This is a genomic window from Streptomyces sp. NPDC044061, from assembly GCF_056434305.1.
Genome location: NZ_JBWKFL010000055.1, coordinates 1 through 22,951, shown reverse-complemented (window position 1 = coordinate 22,951; position 22,951 = coordinate 1). Strand labels below are relative to the sequence as shown.

The following is a 22,951-nucleotide window of genomic DNA, read 5'->3' as shown; positions in this document are numbered from 1 at the left end:
CGCCGATGACCACCGTCGCCGACAGTGCGTCAGGCAACGCCCCGGGCGAAGCGTCAGGTGGCGTCCGGTTCGCCGCCGGGATGCAGGTCCGCGCCCGCGACGAGGACTGGCTGGTCGTGGAGGCCGCCGAGACCGCCAAGGACGGCACCCGCCTGGACGTACGGGGCATCTCGCCCCTGGTCCGCGACCAGCGGGCGGTCTTCTTCGCGCACGAAAGCCTCGACCAGGTGACCCCGCTGCGTCCCGAGGACACCGAGCTCGTCCCCGACGACTCCCCCGAGTGCCGCCGTTCCCGCCTGTTCATCGACGCGTTGATCCGCAAGACCCCGCTGCCCCTCTCCGAGCAGCGCCTCGCCACCGTCGGCACCCACCTCGTCGACGACCTCGCCTACCAGCGCGAACCCGCCAAGGCCGCCCTGCGCGCCCTGCGCCCCCGACTGCTGATCGCGGACGCGGTCGGCCTCGGCAAGACCCTTGAGGTCGGGCTGCTGTTGTCCGAGCTGATCAGGCGCGGGCGCGGTGAGCGCATCCTGGTGGTGACGCCGAAGCACATCCTGGAGCAGTTCCAGCACGAGCTGTGGACGCGGTTCGCCATCCCGGTGGTGCGGCTGGACTCGGCCGGTATCGAGCGGATCAAGAACGACATCCCCGCCGGCCGCAACCCCTTCTCTTACTACAAGCGCGCGATCATCTCCATCGACACCCTGCGCTCCGACCGCTGGCGCAGCCACCTCATGCAGGTCGCCTGGGACGCCGTCGTCATCGACGAGTCGCACAAGCTCATCAACACCGGGACGAAGAACAACCGCCTCGCGCAGCTCCTCGCGCCGAAGACCGACGCCCTGATCCTGGCCAGCGCCACACCGCACAACGGCCAGCGAGAGTCCTTCGGCGAGCTGCTGAGCCTCCTCGACCCTACGGCCATCCCCAACACCAGCGACTACGACGAGACGCAGCTCCAGCACCTCTACATCCGGCGACACAAGATGTCCCCCGACGTCTCCGCCGAGATCGGCCACATGTGGGCCACCCGCAAGCCGCCCCTCGCCATCGACTGCACGGCGACCCCGGCCGAGCAGCAGGTCTTCGACGAACTGTACGACGTCTGGATCAACCCGAAGGACGGCCGCAAGGCCCCTGTCTCCGGCAAGGGCGCCCGCCTCTTCCCCTACACCCTGCTGAAGTCCTTCCTCTCCTCCCACTCCGCGCTCGTCGAAACGGTCGACAACCGGATCGACAGCATCGACCGGAGCACCAATCCACTGGAACGCCAGGCCGAACGCGACGCACTGGTCAACCTCGGCACCATCGCCGAGGCCATAGACATCGAGGACACCGCCAAGTTCCGGCAGTTGGTGAAGGTCCTCAAGGAGGAGATCAAGGTCGGCCCCGGGTCCGACACCCGCGTCGTGATCTTCTCCGAACGCCGCGCCACCCTGCAGATACTGCAGGACACCCTGCCGTCGGCCCTCGGCTTCGCCCCCAGCCGGGGAAAGACCAGCGGCGCCATCCGCCAGCTCCACGGCGGCCTCTCCGACGACGAACAGCAGCGCACCGTCAAGGACTTCGGCCTCGCGAGCAGCGAACTACGGGTCCTGCTCACCGGCGACATCGCCGCCGAGGGCGTCAACCTGCACCGCCAGTGCCACCAGATGATCCACTACGACCTGCCCTGGTCGCTGATCACCATCGAGCAGCGCAACGGCCGTATCGACCGCTACGGCCAACAGCACTCCCCGGAGATCCGCGCACTGCTGCTGCTCACCGCCGACGAGGACCCCGACCGCCCCTCGGCCGACCGAGCCGTCTCCGAGCGCCTACTCAGGCGTGAGGACGAGGTCCACCGCACCCTCGGCGAGGCCGCCTCCATCCTGGGCTTGCGCGACGAGGACGCCGAGACGAACGCCATCATGGAACGGCTCCTGTCGAACGAGGAACCGTTCGACGCTGCCGTTCCGTCGGTCCCGCTGGACCCTTTCGAGGCGTTCCTCGCCGACCACACGCCGGACGGCGACTCACCTGGCTACCGGGTGCCCCAACTGTTCGCCTCCACGCGCGCGTTCGTCGAAGAGGCCCTGGAGGAGGTGTACGACAACCCGGAGCAGCGCATCGGCAAGCACTGGGACGCCGACCACCCCAGGATGATGGTCTTCACCCCGGACCGGGAACTCCAGCGCCGCCTGCTGGTCCTCCCCAAGTCGTACCTGGACGAGCGGCATGTCCTGGACCAGCTCCGGGTCACCTTCGACAAGCAGTTCGGCCAGGACCGGCTGGACCGCGCCCGTGAGCGCAGCGGCAACCGCGCCAGGGGCGCGATCACCAAGCAGGAGCGCACCGAGACCTCCGGCTGGCCTGACGTCAGCTACCTCACGGACCAGCACCCGGTGGTGGAGTGGCTCACCGACAAGGTCCTCGTCAGACTCACCCGCAACACCGCCCCGATCATCACGGCGGATGTCGGCGAACCGGTGTTCCTCACCCAGGGCATGTACTCCAACGCCAAGGGCCACCCGACCGTCCTGGCCTGGACGTGCGTGACGGGCTTGGCGAGCGGCACACCCGTCTTCGACGACGACTTGGTGGGCGTACTCGAACGGGCCGGGGTCAAGCCGGGGATGCTCAACCGGCCCTTCACCGGCGACAGGACTGCCCTCCAGGCACTGGTCCCGGCGGCGGTTCGAGCAAGCCGCTACCACATCGGCGAGCTGCGCAACGAGCAGGAGACCCCGCTGGTGGAGCAACTCGTCGAGTACGAAAAGCGGTTGGAGGCATGGCGAAAGGCCAGCCTGTCGACGTTCGAGCAACTGAGCTTCAGCGGCATCCGGCGGAAGCACGAGGAGACGCGCGTGCAGAAGACCGCGGTGGAGGTCGAGCAGCTCATCGAGCAGTTGGCCACACAGGGCGGGGCGATGGTCCGGGTGATCGGAGTCCTGGCGCCACCCGCGGCCGCCGGCGGCAACGTGATTCAGCAGCAGAGGGGCGCGTGACACCGTGGCATTCGAAGCGATCACCAACCGCGGTGAGTACATCTCCGCCCACTACCTCGCCGAGCTGTTCGCCAAGGACCTCACCGAGCTGCGCAAGCGCTGGACCTCCGCCGACCGGGCAGGCGCTCCGTCGTCTCGGTCGGGCGTGAAGGGCCTGCGCCGCGAGTACTTCAAGGCCAAGGTCCGCATCACCGAGAACAAGGCCTTCGACGGTCCCGAGGTACGGGAGCTCAACGACCGCCTGTTGGCGGCACTGGCGTATGTCGAACCGGAGGCCGAGGGCAAGGACGCCGAGACAACCGCTCCGGAGCCCGCGGGTTCCACCCACACCCGACTCCGCCGGGGCGACTTCGGTGTCATGCAGGGCGACAAGGAACGGTCGGTGCCGGTGGCGCTCGCCGTCACGGGTCCTGGCGGCCTGGAACTCGTCGCCCTGGACGTCACCTGGCAGGTGGACGGCGAACTCGTCGTCGCGGACGTCGAGGACGGCGGCGCACAACTTCTCGACCCGATCCAGCTCGACGGCAAGCAGCTCATCACCGGCGCCGCCGACGCCGTCACCTTCCTCTTCGGCTGCGAGGACGGCTACGCCCCGCGATACGTCCTGCTCCTCGCGGGCGGAGTGGTACTGCTCGCCGACCGCACGGCCTGGCACGAGGGCCGGTTCCTCGCGGTGAGCGTGGACGAGGCCCTGGACCGCAATCTCAGCGCGGACGGCGAGGAACTGGAGGCGGTGGCAGCGCTGTTCGGCGCGGAGTCGCTGCTGACGGAAGGTGGTGTCGCCGGGTGCCTGGACAACCTGGTCGACAAGGGCCGCAAGCACGCGGTGGGCGTCTCGAAGGAACTGCGGGAGGGGCTGCGACAGTCCGTCGAGCTCCTCGCCCAGGAGATCCTGGACCGGCTCAAGGAGGGCGGCGCCGATCCGGCGGAGCTGGGCGACCCCGCCGACCTCGCGAGTCGGCTCACCCGCGAGTCGCTGCGGTACCTGTACCGGATCCTGTTCCTGCTCTACGCGGAAGCCCGGCCCGAACTCGGCATCCTGCCCAGCAAGGATGACGCCTACCAGGACGGCTACGGGCTCGCTCGACTCGGCGAGTTGGTCTCCTACGACCTTCCGGAGGAGGCCCAGGACGGCACCCACTTCGCCGATTCGCTGAATCTACTCTTCCGGCTGGTCGACCAAGGCCACCGCCCTCTGGGCACGGATGCGGCGCCGACCGAGGACGAAGTGACGGTCCTCGACGCGGACGGCCTGCGCTTCGAGGCCCTGCGCAGCGACCTGTTCAAGGCCGACGCGACCCCGCTGATTGGCTCGGTGTCGGTCGAGGGCGAGCGGATCGACATGCGGCTGCGGAACAAGGTGCTGTGGCGCGTGCTCAACCTGCTGATGCTCACACAGGGGCGGCGCAGCGGACGCGGCAAGGCCGGCGGTGGCACCGGAAAAGGTTTCATCTCGTACGCGCAGCTCGGCATCAACCAGCTCGGCGCGGTGTACGAGGGCCTGATGTCGTACACCGGTTTCTTCGCTTGGGATGACCTGTACGAGGTTGCCAAGCCGGACTCGGACGGGCTGAGCGGCACATGGGTCGTGCCGTTGAAGGACGCCGACAACTACGACGAGGACGTCTTCGTCAAACGGACGGACGAGCTGACCGGAGTAAAGAAGCGTGTCCTGCACAAGAAGGGCAGCTTCGTCTACCGCCTGTCCGGTCGGGAGCGGCAGCGGTCGGCGTCGTACTACACGCCGGAAGTGTTGACACGGAGCACGGTCAAGCACGCGCTGGCGGAGCTGCTGGACCAGGACGGTGAGACGACGCCTGCGCGGGCGATCCTGGACCTGACGGTGTGTGAGCCCGCTCTGGGCTCGGGCGCGTTCCTCAATGAGGCCATCAATCAGCTGGCCGCGGAGTACCTGAAGCGCAGGATGGCGGAGCTGGGTGGTGAACAACTGCCTCCGGACCGGTACGAGGCGGAGTTGCAGAAGGTCAAGGCGTACCTCGCCCTGCACAACTGCTACGGCGTCGACCTCAACCAGACGGCGGTGGAGCTGGCGGAGGTTTCACTGTGGCTCAACTCGATGCACGAGGGCCTGAAGGCTCCCTGGTTCGGCCTGCATCTGCGGCGCGGCAACTCGCTGATCGGGGCGCGGCGGGCCGTGTATCCGGCGGAGGCGCTGAAGCGGAAGGCATGGCTGACGACGGTCCCGACGGACCGGCCACTGCAGGCAGGAGCCGAGGAGGGACAGTTCCAGGCGGGCAAAGAGATCCACCACTTCCTGCTCCCGGCTAAGGGCTGGGGTGCCGTCGCTGATGCCAAGCAGGCCAAGGAGCTGGCAAAGGACGAGCGCGACGCACTGGCGAAGTGGCGAACCGCTGTCATGGCGACGCCGTCGGTAGCGCAAGGTAAGCGGCTGCTGGCGCTGGCGACCCGAGTCGAGCGGCTGTGGGAGCTGACCCGGCGCCGCCTGATCGTGAGCGAGCGGGAGGTCCGCCGCCAGATCGACGTGTGGGCGGTCGATCCCGACCAGCCGCTGGAGAAGGCGTCGGGAGACGTGACCCGCGAGCAGATCGAGAGCGCGCTGAACGAACCGGGCTCCCCGCGCGGTCGGCTGAAGCTGGTCATGGACGTCTGGTGTGCCCTGTGGTTCTGGCCGGTGGGACAGCCTGACACCCCGGCGCCGCCCACCTTCGACGAGTGGCTGGCTTTGTGTGAGGCGGTGCTGGGCGTCCCGGCCGCCAAGGCGAAGGCGAGGCCCTCCGGCCGGGTCGGTGGCGGCGCGGCCGGGCTGGATGACGAGTTCGGGCTGTTCGCCGACACCGGCGAGTTCGAGAAGCTCGCGATGGATGACGAGTTCGACCGGGTGATGAGCCAGTGCGTGGACCTTCCAGCGGTGATGGTGCGCTTCCAGTGGCTGAGTGAGGTAGACACAATCTCCCGACGAGAGGGACTTTTCCACTGGGAGCTGGAATTTGCGCATGCCTTTGAGCGAGGCGGATTCGACCTGCAGGTAGGGAATCCGCCATGGCATCGGCCAATTTGGGATGACGACCTTGCGCTAGCCGAGCACGATCCTTGGTTCGGACTTCTCGAAAAAGCTCCGGAAAGAGTCAAGACCGCACGGCGCACTGTAGTCCTAGCTGACACAACTGCCCTGCAAGGCTACTTGGCAGACCTCGATTCTCAGGCAGGGGTCGCCGCATATTTGGGATCACTAATCGAGCATCCAATCCTCGCAGGAATGCAGACAAACACATATCGGAACTTTATGGATCGGACCTGGCGAAACATTGCAGGCGACGGCGTAGTCGGCATGATCCATCCCGAATCACATTTCACGGACCCCAAGGGGGGTATTTTTCGCCAGAGCACATATCGCAGACTTCGTCGCCATTTCCATTTTCGAAACGAAGCTCAACTATTCTCCGAGATTGACCATATCAATGTCTACGGGATTCACATCTATAGCCTTCCAGGGGTTCCGCGTTTCATAAATTTTAGCTCACTGTTCCACCCTGACATGATTGATGGATCCCTATCAACTTCCAGTTCCGAGGAGCCTCCCGGGCTTCAATATGAGTCAGGTGGCTGGGATATGCGCCCACACCCAGATCGGGTCGTGGTGGTGACAGAGTCGGTTCTTGCGGACTGGGCTGCTCTTGTTGACGACGAAGGAGCGCCTCCGCATCAGGCGCGTATGCTTCGCCCGCTAACCAATGCCGATAACCAAGCGCTGCAAACCCTCTCAAGATTCCCTCGGCGGCTCAGCCAAGCCAATTTTCGATGGACATCGGGGCTCCATGAAAAGGGCGCGAAGGAAGGGGGGATCATTGAGTGGAAGACGGGCGTCCCGGAGTCATGGCCCGAAGCTGTGATCCAAGGTCCACATTTTACGGTCGCCAACCCATTTGCCAAGCAGGCGAATGAAGTTGTGCGCGGGAATGGCGACTACACCGCATGGAACCTGGAGCAACTTCCAGAAAGTCTAATTCCTCGCACTAACTACAGGCGCGCATGCAGCGAACCTGACTTCAAGGCGACCCAACCGTTCTGGAATGAGAAGCGTGCAGGTGAATATTTTCGAATTGCGTGGCGCAATATGACCGCTCCTCCGCTTGAGCGTGGGCTCCATGCTGCACTTCTCCCCCCTGGTCCCACCCACGTTAACGCAGTTCACACGATGATACTTGACGGAAATCGTGAGACCGCGACTGTATGTGGCTTGTGGGCAGCCCTTCCTTTTGACTATTTGGTGAAGGTCTCTGGAACATCAAAGGTAAACATCGAGTTTGCCCGCAACTTCCCCACCCCGCTGACGCACCCCCTCACTACCCCTCTTCTCCTCCGCACCCTTCGCCTGAACTGCCTGACCCGCGACTACGCCCCCCTCTGGGACGAACTCTTCGAGCCAGGCTGGCTCACCGACCGCTGGACCGACCCCGAATCCCTCCGGCCACCAATCCAGGCCGTCGAACCCACCTGGTCCATGGCGACGCCACTCCGTACGGAGTACGACCGCCGCATGGCCCTAGTCGAGATCGACGCACTCGTAGCCGTAATGCTCGGCCTCACCGCCGAGCAGCTCTGCGCCATGTACCGCTCTCAGTTCGCCGTACTCCGCAAGTACGAGTGGGAGATGTTCTTCGCGCCCGACGGGCACAAGATCGGCGCGGCCACCCACAACGTCGGCATCCGCCAGCCCCCCGAAGAGACCGCCTTCGTCAAGGCCTGGGCGAAGGCCGCCCGCGCAGGCGACCCCACCCCCGCCATCCCCGACGGCTGGGTCAAGCCGAACCGTGAGGCCGAAATGACCCGCGCCCACGCCGACTTCACTGCCCGTCTCCACGCCGGCGAGTACGGCGAGTACGGCGACTACGCCGCCTACCTCGCCGAGCACCCCCTCACCACGCCCACGCCCGCGCCCGCCGAGTCCACCGCCACGCCCACCCCCGCCCCGGAAAGCAGGTAGCACACAGCCATGCTTCCCTCCCTGGCCGCCGAGGATCTGCGCCGTGCCCTCGCCGCGTACCTGACGACGAGCTTCGCGCTCGCCGACGATGACGTCCGCGAGGAGCTCGAGGCATTCCTTGAGCGGCCGGAGAGCCGACTCTTCCGGGGCCCGTACCTCCGCGTACGTACGCCCTTCCGGTACGCGCCCCCCGGCTGGGAGAAGGCCCTGGACTGGTCGCCCAGCCTCCGCCCCTACACCCACCAGGCGAACGCCTGGCAGCGGCTGTCCAGCAAGTCAGGCCACACCCCCGAGCCGACGATCGTCACCACCGGCACCGGCTCCGGAAAGACCGAGTCCTTCCTCGTCCCGATCCTCGACCACTGTGCCCGCGCCCGCGCCGCCGGGGTGAAGGGCGTCAAGGCGCTGCTGCTCTACCCGATGAACGCGCTGGCCGACGACCAGGCCCGTCGTATCGACGACCTTCTCGCCAAGAACGCCGCCCTCTCCTCCGTCACCGCCGGCATCTACATCGGCGGCGCCTCCGGCAACCGCCCCCCGGACGACGAGGACGAGAACGCCCCCGGCTCCTACGCCCGAGAGTCCGGCGCAAGCACCATCACCCCCGCAAAACTGTCCCCCAACAGCCGCCTGATCACCGACCGTGAGGCCATCCGCGCCAACCCGCCGGACCTGCTGCTCACCAACTACAAGATGCTGGACCTCCTCCTCCAGCGCATCCCGGACGTCCCGCTCTGGCAGGACGGCGGGCTGACGTACGTCGTCCTGGACGAGTTCCACACCTACGACGGCGCCCAAGGCACCGATGTGGCGATGCTGCTGCGCCGCCTGGGCGCGGCCACCGGCAAGGCCGAGCCGGGCCGCCCCCTCGGCACGATCACCCCCGTCGCCACCTCCGCCACCCTCGGCGGCGGAACAGGCGGAGCGGACGCAACCAATGGAACTAGCGCCGTCAGCCGCACCACAGCCAACAGCGGCACCCCCTCCGCCGAAGCGGCTCCCGCCCCTGACGGCCCCCAGAAATCCGACCGCGAACTCCTCCTCGAATTCGCCGAGAAGGTCTTCGGCACCCCCTTCCCGGACGCCGCCCTCATCGGCGAGGACCGCCAGACGCCCGGCGAGTTCGTCGCCGAGCCAGACTTCCTTCTCCCCGTGCCCTCCCCGGCCGCCCTCGCCGGCGTCCCCGATCCCCTCGACGACCCGTCCGCCCTCCACCGACTCGCCGAGCTCGTCGTCGGCATGGACTTCGCGGACCCGATCCAACTCGGCGAGAAGCTGCGCCAGCACAACCTGATCCGTGCCCTCCTCGATGTCGCGGGCGACACTCCCGTCACCGTCCCGGAGATCGCCCGCGAGTTCGCGAAGCGCGGCGGCGGCGCGGCCTGGGACGAGGCGGCCCGGACCCACATCGACCTGGTCGCGACCGGCCTCGCGCGGCTCCTCGCGCTGGTCTCGACCGCTCGCGCCTACGACCCGGTCGCCGACCGCACCATCCCCTTCCTCCGCGTCGAGGCCCAGCTCTGGGTCCGTGAGGTGCGCCGCGTGATCCGCGCCGCGACGCCCACGCCCCACTTCCGCTGGTTCGACGACGACGGCCCCACCGGGGACACCCGCCCCAACCCGGCCAACCTCGCCGTCTACCCCTCCGCCGAGGTGGACAGCACCGCCGACGCCGACACGGACCCGTATGCCTCCGGCGACAGCGCCTCCGCCCTCACCCCGGACAGCCCCGTCCCGTTCGTCCGCCCCGTCGGCCCGGCCTACCGCGCCCATCTCCCCGCCGTGTACTGCCGTCACTGCGGACGCTCCGGCTGGGCGGCGCTCTCCACGGATCTGGAGTGGCAGCAGCTCAAGACCAAGCCGCTGGAGATCTACCGGGCCTCCGCGCAGGGCAACCGGGCCGTCCGTTGGATGATCCGCGCCAGGCCCGGCGAGCACACTCCCGTCTTCCTGCACGCCGAGGAAGCCGAACTGCGCACGGTGCCGAGCAACGACACCGTGCCCGTCATCACCGTCGCCGGGCCCATCCCCACCAACGCGGGCGACAAGTGCCCCTCCTGCGACCTGACCGACGGCATGCGCTTCCTCGGTGCGGGCACCGCCACCCTCGCCTCCGTCACCACCACCCAGCTGTTTTCGGACCGCGGCCTGAGCGACGACGAGCGCAAACTGCTGGTCTTCACCGACTCCGTCCAGGACGCCACCCACCGGGCCGCGTTCATCGCCAACCGCAGCTTCGGCTTCACCTTCCGCGGGCTGCTCGCCGAGCAGCTCAAGCCGGGTGCCCCCGTCGCCGTACACGATCTGGCCACCGATGCCGCCGAAGCCGTGGTGACGGCGGCGGAGAAGGGCGAGATGAGCAAGCTCGCCTCGATCGTGCCGCCCGACCTGCGCGACAACCCGGAGATCCGGACGCTTCTCAGCGGTGACGGGTTCAGCGACGCGGGCGCGTACATGCTGCAGGACCGCATGGTCTTCCAGACGCTGCTGGAGTTCGGCCTGCGCTCACGCCTGGGCCGTACCCTCGAACTGACCCGGACCGCCGCCGCCGAGGTACATCTCCCCGACGTCGCCGCCGTCGCGGCTCTGCTGCGGGAAGCCCACCAGCGGATCCCGGGGCAGATCACCCTTCCCACCGACGACGCCGACTACATCGTCTACCTGCGCGGCCTGCTGGAGCGCATGCGCCTGCGTGGGGCGCTGTTCCACCCCTGGCTGAAGGAGTACATCGCCCAGGCCGGCGCCCGGCGCTGGCCGATCTGGGGCGGGCGGCCCACGGGCATGCCCGCCTTCCCGCGCGGCCTGGCCGCACCGACCTTCCCGGTCCTCGGGCGCCTCGGCACATCTGAGTTCGACTCGCTGGCCCGCGACAACACCTGGTTCGCCGACTGGGGGCACCGCACCCTCGGCTGCGAGCGACGCGAGGCCCGCGCCCTCGCCGAACAGGCCATGAAGCTGCTCGCGCAGCGTGAGGTACTGGCGACCTATCCGGCCGAGGGCGGCTCGACCGTCTTCGCTCTCAGGCCGCGCACCATCATGGTGCACAGCCTCGCCACCGGCCCGTCGTCTCCTGACGACGGCAACGGGGCGGACGGGGCAGGGGCTGACGGAGCTGGCGTCAACGACCACGGCGTCCGTTGCGACAGCTGCACCTGGCGGCAGACCGTCCCGCCCGGCCGGCGCGAGGACTGGCTCGGCACGCCCTGCCTGCGCTTCCAGTGCGGCGGCACGTTCACCACCGACGACCGTGACTACAGCGACGATTACTACCGCCGTCTCTACACGGTCGACCGGCCTGGTGACGTCCTCACCGCCGAGCACACGGGCGCGCTCAGCCGGGCGCGCCGCGAGGAGGTCGAGCAGGCGTTCAAGAACCGCCCCTCGCCGTTCGACCCGAACGTGCTGACCTGCACGCCCACTCTCGAACTCGGCATCGACATCGGCGACCTGTCCGCCGTGCTGCTTGCCTCCCTGCCTCCCGCGCCCGCCAACTACGCGCAGCGCATCGGCCGTGCCGGCCGCCGCACCGGCAACTCGCTCACCGTCACCTTCGTACCGCGCGGCGCCCGCAACCAGTACTATCTGCACGCGCCCGAGCAGATGCTCGCGGGCCGGATCATCCCGCCGGACTGCTACCTCGACGCCTCCGAGATCCTGCGCCGCCAGTACCTGGCGTACCTGCTGGACCGGGCCGCCGACCGCAGCCTGTGGCGGGGGACGATGATGCCCGAGGAGCCCATGCCGCACCGCATCGGCGCGCTCTTCACCCGAGGGCTGGCCGAGGACGGCTGGTTCCGCCGCTTCCTGGACGTCGCCCACGCCCGCCACGCCGAACTCGCGTCCTCCTTCGTCCAGCTCTTCCCCGGCATGTCGGCCGAGGCCGAGCAGGGCCTGCGGCAGTTCGCTCAGCTGGAGCTGGAGCAGACCGTCGGCCAGGCCGCCACCGCGTGGCGCAAACGCCTGGAGGCACTGCGCTCCCGGTCCCGGCAGATCGGCCGGGCCTTCGACGCCCTGTCCACCGCATCCGGGGACCGGGAACGCGACGAGCAGCGCCGCCAGCTCTACGCCGAGCGCAGGTCGGTCAACCGGCGCAGGGACGCCCTGGTCGGCGAGAACTCGGTCAACGCCATGGTCCGTCTGGGCCTGCTGCCCAACTACACCCTCCACGACGACGCCACGCTGCTCGACGCGACGCTGTGGTGGAAGGACGCCGACGGCGAGTTCCAGGACCAGTTGACCGAGTACGGGCGGGGCTCACGGATGGGCCTGCTGGAACTGGCGCCCGGCAACACCTTCCACACCGACGGCTACAGGTACATCGTCAACGGCCTGGACCTGGGCGCCGGTGAGGGCGACACCGCCTACGCCAAGTGGCGGCTGTGCCCCGAGTGCGGCTACGTCGCCACCGCCGAGGCCGGCCTGGACCTGACGGCCTGCCCGCGCTGCCTGACGCCGCAGATCGCCGATCCCGGCGCGCTCCACACCGTGCTCGTGCCCGAGCGGGTCACCGCTCGCGAGCGGCGCGAGGACGCACGGCTCACCGACGAGCGCGACGAGCGGGAGCGGCGCCGGTTCAACGACGTCACGCTGGTGGACATCGACCCGGATCAGCCCCAGGGACTGCGCGCCTGGAAGCGGGTCGGGGAGCTGCCGTTCGGTGTGGAGTTCGCCCGGGTGGCCACCATCCGCACCCTCAACCTCGGCCCGGCCGCCGCCGCGGGTCCCGAGCACCAGATCGCCGGTGATGACGTCCAGGTGCCCGGCTTCGAGACCTGTCTGGAGTGCGGGGCCGTACGCGGCGTGCACCCCCAGGCATGGGACCGGGCCGCCCAGCGGATCGGTACCCGGCACGCGTACTGGTGCGGCCACAAGGACGACGGGATCGACGCCGAGACGGCGTCGATGCAGCGGCTCGTCCTCGCGCACGAGCTGACCACGCAGGCGCTGCGGATCCTGCTGCCCGTCTCCACGATGGAACTGCAGACCCGGCTCGTGTCGTTCAAGGCCGCGCTCCTGCTGGGCATAACCATGCACTTCGGCGGCGCTCCCGACCACCTGCGCGTCGTACCCGCGACCATGCCGGGCGGCACCCAGGAACTGCGCCGCCGCTTCCTGGTGCTGCACGACTCCATGCCGGGCGGCACCGGCTACCTGGAACACCTCGCCGACGCAACCGTGCTGCACAGGGTGCTCACCCTCGCCCAGACCGCCCTGCGGGACTGCCCCTGTGGCAAGGAGAACCTGCGCACCCCCTGCCACCGCTGCCTGCTGCCGCACGTCAGCAGCAACGAACACCCCTTCGCGTCGCTGCGGGTCGCCAGGGAGCTCCTGGACGAGATCCTCACGGGCTGGGACACGGAACAGGTCGACACCCTGTCCGGGGTGCGCATCGACCAACTCGCCGAGAGCGAGCTGGAGAAGCAGTTCGTCCGCACCCTCGTCGACTGGGGCAGCCGCCGCCCGGAGTCCGGCTCGGTGACGCCCCGCGCCGGGGAACGCGGCATGGAGTACGAGCTGCGGTTCACCCGACCGGACGGCAGCGGCACCCGCTGGCTCTTCCAGGACCATGTGCGGCAGCTGACGTCCGCGCCCAGCGAACCCGACTATCTGCTGACCCGGATCGACGGCCCGTCGACGCGCATCGCGGTCTTCCTCGACGGCTACGCCTTCCACGCCAGCACCGGCATCAACCGGATCGCCGACGACGCCGCCAAGCGCGAGGCACTGCGGGCCGAGGGCATGCAGGTGTGGCAGTTCACGCACGCGGACGTCATGGCCTGGAAGGCGGCGGTGGAGGGGACCGCGGACGACCGCGAGGTGCGCACCCCCGCCGAACCGCTCCTCGGCGAGGGCGCGCTGCGGACCGCCCGGCAGATCCACCAGATGCTGACGGGCGGCGCACGCCCCGACGACACCCTGGACCCGGCACTGCGCAACCCGATCGAGACGCTCCTCGCCGTGCTCGCCGATCCTGACGCGGAGAAGTGGTCCCGCAGGGCGGCGGCGCTGATCAGCGGTTTCGCCGGGGGCGGAGCGGCGCGGCAGCCGATCGACCGGCGTTCGGTGGGCGAGCGGCTGCCGGACGTGCTCGCGGGCGGCCCCCTGCCGGTCGCCGGCAACCCGGCCGCCGCCGACGCCATCGCGATGGACGTCCGCACCCTGGGCGGGCTGCGCGTCATCGGACTGCTCGACCGGCGGGCCGAGCCCGCGACCGGGCAGCCCGGGATGTCCGCCTGGTCGGCCTTCACCGTGCTGGACGACCGCGACGAGGCGGTCGCCGAGCCGGGCCACCGGGCACGGTGGGCCGACTGGCTGCGGTGGTCCAATCTGCTACAGCTGCTGACGGGCGACCGCGGTTCGGCACTGCCGCGTTCGTTCCACCAGATCGCGATGTCCACGGCCGGGCAGCTCGACCCGCACACGGTGGCCCTCCTCGCGGGCGCGCTACCCACCACCACGGGCCTGCCCGACGAACTGCCGGAACCGTGGGCGGAGGCGGTCGAGTGGGCCTCCTCGCAAGCCGAGGAACTGTTGTTCGCCCTGTGCCGGGAAGCCCGCACCCGTCACTTCGGCGCCCCGGAGGTCGGCTTCGAGCTCGACGACCGGGTCGCGCAGCAGGCGGAACTCGCCTGGCCGGACGCCAGGGTGGCGGTGTTCCTCGAAGTGGACGAACACCGCGACGCAGCGTTCGCGGAGGCCGGCTGGCATGTCGTACACGCCGGGACAGTTGATGTGGCCGAGTTGGCCGAGCGTTTGGAGAATGTGTGATGTCCAAGGCCCAGGTCGTCATGGCGGACGTCTTCGGCAAGTACTACGACAAGCTCGACGGGTCGGTCCAGGCACAGGTCCTGCAGTTCATCATGAAGATGCAGCGCGACCCGGACGCCAACGGCCTCAACCTCAAGCCGCCGAAGGGCGCCGAGGACAAGCGGGTGCGCACGGCCAGGATCAACGACAACTTCCGCGCGGTGCTGATGCACTACGCCGACCGCATCTACTACCTGGTCGCGGTTCTGCCGCACGACGACGCCTACACCCTCGCTTCCCACATCATCTTCGACATCAACAAGGTCACCGGCGGCGTCGAGCTGATCAACCTCGCGAGCCTCCACGGCACCCTGAGCGGGCAGCCCGCCCAGGCGCCCGCCACCGAGCAACCGTCCGTCTTCGCCCACGTCTCGGACGCCGACTTCGACCGGCTCGGCGTGCACCCCTCCGTCGTACCGGCGTTGCGTGAGATCCGCAGCATCGACGCGATACTCGGCTTCGTCGAGCACCTGCCCAAGCTCGCCAGGGACGTGATCCTCTGCCTCGCCGACGGCATGACCGTCGAGGACGTCTGGGAGCACGTCAGTTCGGTCGCCGCGACCAGTGACACCATCGACCCGGACGACTACGAGGCCGCCAACGAGCGCCCCGCGACCAAGGAGTCCTTCGTCGTCACCGGCGACGTCGCCGAGTTCGGCCGGATCATGTCCGAGCCGCTGTCGGCCTGGCGAATCTTCCTGCACCCGGCCCAGCGCGCCCTGGCCGAGCGCAAGATTCCCAACAAGGGCTCGGTGCGGGTCACCGGTGGCCCCGGCACGGGCAAGACCGTCGTCGCCCTGCACCGGGTCAAGGCCCTGGCCGAACGGCTGCCGCCCGGCCAGGCGATCCTGCTCACCACCTACACCACCACGCTCGCCGAACTGCTGCGCTCGCTGCTGGAGGACCTCGGCGGCACCCAGCTCACCGCGAAGGTGGACGTCCGCAACATCGACAAGGTCGCCTACGGCATCGCCAAGGAGGTCTTCGGCGCGAAGACCCCCAAATCCCTCGGGGACGACGAGATCCGCAGGCGCTGGGAGGACCTGGCCGAGGAACAGCAGCCGCACCGCTGGGACGCGCGTTTCCTGGAGGCCGAGTGGAAGCAGGTCGTGCTCGCCCAGGACGTGCGCAGCCGCGACGAGTACCTCGTCGCCAGCCGGGCCGGTCGCGGTCGGCGCCTCAACCGCCCGGAACGGGCGCAGGTGTGGGGACTGATCGAGGCCTTCGAGCACCGGCTGGATGCGGCCGGTGAGGTCGGCGTCACCCAACTCGCGGCGCAGGCCGCCCGGATTGCCTCGGGCTGGAGCGATGAGACCCGCCCGTACCGGCACGTCGTCGTGGACGAGGCCCAGGACCTGCACGCCGCGCACTGGAAGCTGCTGCGGGCGCTCGTCCCGGTCGGCGAGGACGACCTCTTCATCGTCGGCGACGCCCACCAGCGGATCTACGACAACCGGACCGCGCTGAGCGCCCACGGCATCAACGTGCGGGGGAGACGCTCCAGGCGGCTGACCCTGAACTACCGCACGACCCGTCAGATCCTCGGAACGTCGCTGAGCCTGCTGGGCGACGCGAGCTTCGACGACCTCGACGACGCGACCGAGGACCTGGGGGGCTACCGGTCCGTTCTCGGCGGGGCGAAGCCCGAGTTGACCGAGTACCCGAGCACGGCCGCCGAACTCGCGGGCCTGGCCGGACGGGTCGGGGAATGGCTGGGCGAAGGGCTGAAGGAGGACGAGATCGTCGTCACCGCCCGGACCAACAAGCTCGCGGACGCGGCGGTGGAAGCGTTGCACGACGCGGGGATCAAGGCCGTCAGGGTGAAACCGCGGCAGACTCCGGCGATCGGTTCCGGGGTGCACGTGATGACGATGCACCGGATCAAGGGCCTGGAGTACCGGGCGGTCGCGATCATCGGAGTGGGCGCGGATCACGTGCCGCAGCCCGGCGCCGTCACCCCGGCCTCCGAGGACCGTACCCAGCACGACCGTGACCTGCAGCGGGAGCGCTCGCTGCTGTTCGTCGCGGCCACCAGGGCCCGCGAACAGCTCTCCATCACCTGGGCCGGAGCACGCAGCCCGTTCCTGGAGGGCAGCCACTGACCTGCGGTGACGCGACACAACGCCGCCGCGTTAGAGTCACCACGGAGCCGGCCGTCGTCCGGCTCTGACCTCAGAACGGGATCCGGGCGGACGAGACATGTACCTGAAAAACCTTCGCCTACGGAACATCAGGTCGTTCCACGGTGCACGCGACGTCGACCTGGACCTGACCAGGCCCCGACGGCTCATACGCCTGCTGGACGGTCCTGGCGGGCCGCAACGGCTCGGGGAAGACGACCCTGCTGCGCGCGGTCGCCCTGACGATCAGCGGACCCGCCGTGGCCCGCAGTCTCGTCCCCGGCTTCGACACCTGGGTCTCGCGGGACGAGACGGTGGCGAAAGCCGAAGTGTGCCTGGTCCATGACCCGGAGCAGGACCAATTCACCACGGGGCGGCGTCCGGTCCGACCCATCTGAGCAGGACTCCGCTGGACGGCGGCGGAGCAGACGTCACTCTCCGGCAAGCCGGGTTCCAGCAGGGCCGGGCAGCCGGCGCTGAACGCCATCGGCTACCAGAAGGAACGCCCCGTCGCCCAGCGCGGCCCATGGGCGGACAATCCGGTGGGCTGGTTCTGCGCCGGGTACGGTCCCTTCCGCAGGCTCGCCGGGGGCTCGAGCGACATCCAGCGGCTGATGTCCAGCTCAGGCGCGGTCGCCCGGCTGACGAGCCTCTTCCACGAGGACGCGTCGCTGGCGGAAGGCGTGAGCTGGCTCATCGAGCAGCACCTGCGCGCATTCGAGGACCGCGACGGCGCCGGGACCTCAAGGCAGCCGCCCTGGCCATCCTGGGCGACGACCTGCTGCCCGACGACTACCGGATCGACAACGTCGATTCCGAGGGCCCGTGGGTCGTCAACCGCAACCACCGGTTCCCGCTGCGGGAGATGAGCGACGGCTACCGCACGGTGTCGGCCCTGGTCGTGGACATCCTCAAGCAGATCCATGACGCCTACGGCGAACTCGTCCCGGACACGACGGACGGCACGCCGAACGTTCCGAGTCCCGGGGTCGTCATCATCGACGAGATCGACGCCCATCTGCATGTCTCCCGGCAGAAGCGCATCGGCGGCTGGCTGAAGGCGCACTTCCCGAACATCCAGTTCATCGTCACCACACACAGCCCCTACATCTGCCAGGCAGCGGACCCGGGCGGACTCATCCGGCTGCCGGGCCCCGACGAGGAGAGCCCTGTGGAGGTCGTGCCCCAGCACCTCTACGACCGCATCATCTTCGGCAGCGGCGACGACGCCGTACTCTCGGACCTGTTCGGGCTCGACACCCCATACTCGGACCAGGCCGAACAGCAGCGGGAGGAACTCCTCGCCTTGGAACTGGACGTCGTGCGAGGCCGCGCCAGCGAAGAGGAAAAGGACCGGTACCGTCACCTGAAACGCAAGCTGGCCAGTTCACCGGCAACCCGCGTCGACGAAATCGCAGCCCGACTCCACTCCCGTCGTCCATGGCACGATTCATGATCCGAGTGACGAGGGTGCCACTCCCGGTATGTGCCTGCGGACGGACGTCTGCTTCCATAACTGCCTGGCTCGCTTCTTGGGTGCAGCGGCCTGCCCGATGTCACCGGGAGGGAGCGCGGGCAGCAGGAGGCCTATTCACGGGGGTTGGGGTCTGGCCGGCCGTGATCATGAGGGCGGCCCTGCTCGGTAGCGTGACGGTTGCGAAGACGTCAGAAAGCTACCGGGGCAGGGCCGTTGAGCTGGAACGTTACGACAGGGCTTGAGGCGGATCAACTGGACGGGTTGGTGGCGCGGGTCCATCGGGTGCTCATGGAGGATCCGCACCCGCCGGTGGTGCCGGGGCGGATGTGGGCTCTGGGCCTGTACAAGTCCGTCGTGCTCGTGCTGTTCCTGCTGCGGCAGAATCCGGTGCAGGAGGCTGCCGCTGAGTTGTTCGGGATCTCCCAGGCCACCGTCTCCAGGCGGTGGACGGTCCTGCTGCCGGTGGTGGAGAAGGTCCTGGCCACTCACGTTCCCGGCCCGGCCGAGGCCTCGGCCGGGCGGATCGTGCTGGTCGACGGCACCCTGGTCACCACGTGGGACTGGGCCAGCGAGGGCACCGCGATGTTTTCCGGCAAGCACCGCGACACCGGCTTCAACCTGCAGGTCGCGGCCACCCTGGCCGGGGACATCCTCGCGGTCTCCGCGCCCGTCCCGGGCTCCCGCCACGACATGCACGCCTGGCGCCAGTCCGGCTTCCCCGACGTCTTCGCGGAACGGGAGGGCATAGGTGATCTGGGCTACGTCGGCTCCGGACTGCTCACACCGAGGCGCAAGCCACCCGGCCAGGAACGATCCACCGGGGACAAGGTGGCCAACCGCTCCATCAACACGCTCCGCGCCGCGGTCGAACGGGCCATCGCGCACCTGAAGGACTGGAAGATCTTCGCCACCCGCTACCGCGGCCCCCTCACCCGCTTCGCCCTCGTCGCCAAAGCCGTCACCGCCCTCGTCTTCTACAAGAAGGGCTGGTGAACCCCGTGAATAGGCCTCCAGGGCTGCCGCCTGTCACTGACCATGGCCATCGAGCCGTGCGAGAGGAGACGCGACGGTGCGGACGGCGTTCAGATCCGCCTTCCGGCCGGGGTCTCCGTCAGGTCTCGCAGCTCAATGCGCAGGTCCGGGGTCTGGCACATCGGCGGCTTGATCCTCCGGTCGTGAGCCTCAGTCACCTGGCACAGATGTGGGCGTACGCTCGAAACCCACACAGCGGTGCGGGTACTGCTGAGGCCGTCGCCGCTCCTCCGGTTGAATGTCTTCGTGGCACAGGACTTGGACTTCGACGAGGACGACCTGCGGGAGCTGGCGGGGCCACGCTCCTTCGAGCGGGGCAGAGGGTATCTGGCCGCGGTGACCGCCGTGGAGGTCGGCGACGGCTGGATCACGGCCGTCGTCCACGGGACGGACACCTACCAGACGGAACTGACCCTCGACGGACCTGACGGCCTTGCCGGGAAGTGCGACTGCCCGTACGGCATGGATGGCAACTTCTGCAAGCACCTGGTCGCCCTGGGCCTGACTGTGCTCGCCGAGCCGGAGGCGGTGCCGCGGCAGCGTGGCCGCGCCAGGGCTCGTACCCAGGAGCTGGATGCCTGGCTGGCTGCGCGCTCCAGGGACGAGCTGCTCGCCCTGGTACGGGAACATGTCCTCGAAGACCGTCAGTTGGCGCGTCGGCTGGAGCTGCGGGCGGCGAGCGCCCGTGGAGACCTGGTCGAGGTCCGCGCCCGGATCCGGGAACTCTTCGACACTGCCCCCTTCGCCCGGTACGGCTACGTGGAGTACGCCGATGCCCACGCATACGGCGAACAGGCCTCGCAGGCTGTGTCCGCGATCACCGCGCTGACCGCCACCGGGCGGGCCGCGGACGCGATCTTGCTGTCCCGGGAGGCGATGCGGTTGCTGAGTGAGGCGCAGGATGCGATCGACGACTCCGACGGTCACCTGGGCCGAATCGGGGCTGCGCTCGCCGAAGCCCACCTGGACGCATGCCGCGCCGCATGTCCTGACTCGGACGAGACCGCGTTGTGGCTGGTCGGCCATCTGCTCAGTGACGTGGACGATCTCACCGGCATAGATCCGCTCGACTACGAGAACGTCCTTGGTGCGCATGGGATGGGCCGGGTGCGGGAGTTGGCGGCTACCGCATGGCGCCGAAACCGCACCGGCTGGGCGGAGAAATACCTGATGGAACGGCTGGCCAAGGCGGAAGGGGACGTCGACGGATGGGTCACCGTGCACGCGGCCGACCTCGCCCCGGACGGCAGCACCCACCTGACGATCGCCCGCGAACTGGACACCGCGGGTCGGCCGGACGAGGCCCTGCGGTGGGCGGAACGCGGCATTGAGGAAACGCCCGACGACGTCACCCCCGACATCTCCCTGATAGACTACCTCTGTGACCGCTACACCCGCGCTGACAGGCTCTTTGACGCCGTCGCTCTACGTCGCGGCCAGCTCACCGCACGACGCTGCCTGGCCGCGTACCAGCACTTGCGTACGGCAGCACAGACGGCCGGCTGCTGGCCGGCCGAGCGGGAGCTGGCGCTCGGCCTGCTGCGCGCCGATGCCAGGCAGCAGCAGCCGTCCTGGTATCGCGGCCCCGTTCTGGTCGATGCCCTGCTCGACGACGGGGACGTCGACGCCGCCTGGCGGGCCGCGGCCGAAACGCGTGCGCACGACCGGCAGTGGCTCACCCTCGCCGACCAGGCCTGCGCCCGCCGTCCTGCCGACGCGCTCGGGATCTACCTGCGGCTGGCCGAACCGCTCATGAAACAGACAGGCAACGCCGTCTACGAGCAACTGGTCGGTCTGCTGATGAGCATGGGCGACTGCCATCGCCGTCTGGGCACCGAAGACGAGTTCACCGCCTACCTCGCGGCTCTGCGGACCGGTCAGAAGCGCAAACGGAACCTGATGCGGCTCCTAGACCAGCACGGCCTATGACCCTGCCGAGAGATCGGTGGCGCCCGACTGCGCGCACCTAAGAGCTATCACGTAATGCGGACCGGGACGTGCTTCCCGCGAGGGATACTTGGTTTACCGGTTGTCGAGCTTGAGGTTGTGGAGTGCGGGGACGCCGGTGAGGGTGTGGTTGATGGCCTCGCCGCGGCGCCTGCTTTGGCGGAGGATCTGGTGGTCTTTGAGCCGGGCGATGGTGTGTTCTGCGACGGCACGGCGCCTACGGAATCGGCGGTAGTTGCGGTCTTTGATGATGCGGCCGTCGGGCCCGCGGCGAGGTGTCCGGACACGGTCGCATCCGCGGTAGCCGCTGTCACCGGACAGGCGGCGATGGTCGCTCGGCAGCGTCTTTTGGAGGGTTTCACGGAAGGCGACTACATCGTTGCGGTTGCCCGGCCAGGCCTTCCCGACGGCGACGATGGGGCGGTCCCGTGCCCGGCAGACGATCTGCACATTCACACTCCGCCGGTAATTTTTGCTCTTCGCAGTGTGCTGCTGGTCGTGGACGGGGGTGAGGGTGCCGTCGACGACCCGCAATTCTCGCCGGTCGGTGGGCGGTGGTCCGAGGAGTTCGGCGAGCGGTCCTGCGAGCCGGATCATGACTCGGTGGGCAGCCGCGTGGGATATGCCGAACAGGGATCCGAGTTGTTGCATGGTGAGGTTGGTCCGGTAGGCGAGGACGACGAGTAGCACCCGGTCGGTGTACGGCAGTGCCCAGGGCCGGTCCCGGCCCAAGTCCGGTGCGAGTTCCCGCACCGACACCTTCGTGGACTCCCACAGCCGCCCGACGAGGTGCTGCATGTGCGGCCCGGTCAGACCGGTCCAGGCACGAGGTCGACCGCGGGACAACGGGCAAGACGCAGGCGCGTGAAGGCCATCGTGGAGACCGAAGTGCTGTTGTTTCGCCGGGGCGTTGTCAGTGGGGTCTTGTAGCTTTGGTGTTGGTTGCCGCCCTGACGAAGTCACGGACAGGTTGCGGTTGTTGCTACGTCAAAAGGGGGTGGGCCGTCAATGAACGCAGAGCTGTCCGAACCCGTGCCCACCTCCGACGACGCACCGCCTGCCGCCCACCGGTTTCGTGGCAAGAAAAAGAACAACTGAGGTTGTCGCGTGGGGGTGACGGGTAGTCAGTTTGGTGCTATGCCGTGGATATGCGGTACTCCGATGGGGGTGGCCTGACCGCGGTGGAGCGTGATGCCCGGGAGCGGGTGCGGTTCGAGGCTGCTGGACTGTTTGAGCAAGGGGTGGCGCCGCCGGTGGTGGCCGAGCGGTTGCGGGTGTCGCGCAAGAGCGCGTACGCATGGCACGCGGTGTGGCGCGGGGGCGGGGTGGAGGTGCTGCGGTCGAAGGGACACAGCGGTCCGCCCTCGAGGATGAAGCCGGCCTGGCGGGACTGGCTCGCCAAAGCGCTGGAGGAGGGACCGGCCGCGCACGGCTGGGTGGAGGACCAGCGCTGGACCTTGGCGAGGGTCGCGACGCTGATCGCGCGCCGGTTCCACGTGCGGTTCAGCATCAAGCAGGTCTCGCGGATCCTGCACCAGATGGGGTTCAGCGTGCAGGTGCCGCAGCACCGGGCAGCCGAGCGCGACGACGAGGCGGTCGTCACCTGGGTGCGGGA

General features: G+C 68.8%; 9 protein-coding genes. 8 read left to right on the top strand and 1 reads right to left on the bottom strand.

Features of this window, described 5'->3' with window-relative positions:
- Positions 1-5 precede the first annotated feature (5 nt).
- The 7 genes from AC07CM_RS43885 (at position 6) to AC07CM_RS43855 (ending at position 21,318) form a co-directional block, all read left to right on the top strand.
- A complete protein-coding gene (locus AC07CM_RS43885; RefSeq protein WP_478882162.1) occupies positions 6-2,987 on the top strand; it encodes a helicase-related protein in 2,982 nt (993 codons plus the stop codon).
- 4 nt (positions 2,988-2,991) lie between these two features.
- Entirely contained in the window at positions 2,992-7,953 is a 4,962-nt protein-coding gene (locus tag AC07CM_RS43880) for a type II restriction endonuclease subunit M (protein ID WP_478882161.1), read from the top strand.
- A 9-nt stretch (positions 7,954-7,962) separates the two neighbouring features.
- Positions 7,963-14,721, top strand: coding sequence for a DEAD/DEAH box helicase (locus AC07CM_RS43875; protein WP_478882160.1), 6,759 nt, complete (start codon positions 7,963-7,965; stop codon positions 14,719-14,721).
- On the top strand, positions 14,721-16,862 hold the full coding sequence (locus AC07CM_RS43870) for a UvrD-helicase domain-containing protein (RefSeq protein WP_478882159.1): 2,142 nt from the start codon (positions 14,721-14,723) through the stop codon (positions 16,860-16,862). The genes AC07CM_RS43875 and AC07CM_RS43870 overlap by 1 nt, the downstream gene beginning before the upstream one ends.
- 544 nt (positions 16,863-17,406) lie before the next feature.
- Complete coding sequence (locus tag AC07CM_RS43865) at positions 17,407-18,336, top strand: AAA family ATPase (protein ID WP_478882158.1); 930 nt, start codon at positions 17,407-17,409, stop codon at positions 18,334-18,336.
- Positions 18,337-18,645: 309 nt separating this feature from the next.
- Positions 18,646-19,350 (top strand): transposase family protein, encoded by a 705-nt coding sequence (locus tag AC07CM_RS43860; RefSeq protein ID WP_478882157.1) that lies wholly within the window; start codon positions 18,646-18,648, stop codon positions 19,348-19,350.
- Positions 19,351-19,635: 285 nt separating this feature from the next.
- Entirely contained in the window at positions 19,636-21,318 is a 1,683-nt protein-coding gene (locus AC07CM_RS43855) for an SWIM zinc finger family protein (protein ID WP_478882156.1), read from the top strand.
- A gap of 93 nt (positions 21,319-21,411) precedes the next feature.
- On the opposite strand, the gene AC07CM_RS43850 is transcribed toward AC07CM_RS43855, so the two are convergent.
- Entirely contained in the window at positions 21,412-22,134 is a 723-nt protein-coding gene (locus tag AC07CM_RS43850; RefSeq protein WP_478882155.1) for a transposase, read from the bottom strand.
- 350 nt (positions 22,135-22,484) lie between these two features.
- On the opposite strand from AC07CM_RS43850, the gene AC07CM_RS43845 reads away from it, so the two are divergent.
- A partial coding sequence (locus AC07CM_RS43845) for a winged helix-turn-helix domain-containing protein (RefSeq protein WP_478882154.1) occupies positions 22,485-22,951 on the top strand: 467 nt, incomplete at its 3' end.

Excerpts from the sequence above, each read along its gene's own strand:
- AC07CM_RS43885 (WP_478882162.1), top strand. The coding sequence starts at position 6 with ATGACCACCGTCGCCGACAGTGCGTCAGGCAACGCCCCGGGCGAAGCG.
- AC07CM_RS43875 (WP_478882160.1), top strand. The coding sequence starts at position 7,963 with ATGCTTCCCTCCCTGGCCGCCGAGGATCTGCGCCGTGCCCTCGCCGCG.
- AC07CM_RS43870 (WP_478882159.1), top strand. The coding sequence starts at position 14,721 with ATGTCCAAGGCCCAGGTCGTCATGGCGGACGTCTTCGGCAAGTACTAC.
- AC07CM_RS43865 (WP_478882158.1), top strand. The coding sequence starts at position 17,407 with ATGGGCGGACAATCCGGTGGGCTGGTTCTGCGCCGGGTACGGTCCCTT.
- AC07CM_RS43860 (WP_478882157.1), top strand. The coding sequence starts at position 18,646 with ATGGAGGATCCGCACCCGCCGGTGGTGCCGGGGCGGATGTGGGCTCTG.
- AC07CM_RS43850 (WP_478882155.1), bottom strand. The coding sequence starts at position 22,134 with ATGCAGCACCTCGTCGGGCGGCTGTGGGAGTCCACGAAGGTGTCGGTG.